2 protein-coding genes are annotated in these 897 nt (G+C 48.4%); both read right to left on the reverse strand.

Annotated features, from left to right (window positions below; genetic code table 11):
• A partial coding sequence (locus tag WKT20_RS18090) for an NAD-dependent epimerase/dehydratase family protein (protein WP_340417870.1) occupies positions 1–395 on the reverse strand: 395 nt, incomplete at its 3' end.
• Between the two features lie 97 nt (positions 396–492).
• Positions 493–897, reverse strand: a 405-nt coding sequence (locus tag WKT20_RS18095; protein WP_340417871.1) for a GDP-mannose 4,6-dehydratase, incomplete at its 5' end; no start/stop codon positions are given.

Consider the following 897-nt stretch of genomic DNA (forward strand, 5'->3'; position numbering starts at 1 on the left):
TATTCCAGCGGGGAGGTGAGAAGCACCTCTTCCTTCATCGGTTGCGGAGCCTCACGCGGATAAATGCAGGTACTGCCCAGGAACAGCAACTTCTTCACCCCGTGACGGAAACTCTCGCCAATCACGTTCTGCTGAATCTGCAAGTTCTGGTAGATGAAGTCCGCCCGATATTGCAGGTTGGCCATGATGCCTCCCACATGTGCCGCAGCCAGAATCACCGCATCCGGCTTTTCCTCATCGAAGAACTTCTTTACCGCTATCGGGTCCAGCAAATCCAGTTCCTTGTGCGAACGTCCTACCAGGTTATTATAACCTCTTTCCTTCAGGTTATTCCAGATAGCGGAACCTACCAGTCCGTGGTGTCCCGCTACATATATCTTCGCTGATTTGTCCATATTCGACAAATTAATTGTTTATTGTTTCAGAGACAGAAGAACAAAAGAACATATAATCTTCATTATTAATTCTTCGTTCTTCATTCCTCATTCTTCATTATTTCACGATTCCCTTCTCCAGATACTCTGCCAGGTTTGTGCGAATCTGTTCTCCTGCCTTTTCTACGGCCACTTTTGCCATATCCGCATCCACCATGATTTTTACCAGTTCTTCAAAGGTTGTCTTCGACGGGTTCCAGCCTAACTTAGCCTTCGCCTTTGTCGGGTCACCCCAGAGGTTCACCACGTCTGTCGGGCGGTAGAAATCCTCGCTTACCTCTACCAGGCACTTGCCGGTAGCCTTGTCGTAACCCTTTTCGTTGATACCTTCACCCTTGAATTCCAGTTCGATGCCCGCATACTTGAATGCCAGGTAACAGAATTCACGTACACTGTGCTGCACACCCGTAGCGATGACGAAATCTTCCGGCGTTTCATGCTGCAGAATCAGCCACATACATTC

The organism is Phocaeicola sp. ICN-14070 (genome assembly GCF_037892625.1).
GTDB lineage: Bacteria > Bacteroidota > Bacteroidia > Bacteroidales > Bacteroidaceae > Phocaeicola > Phocaeicola plebeius.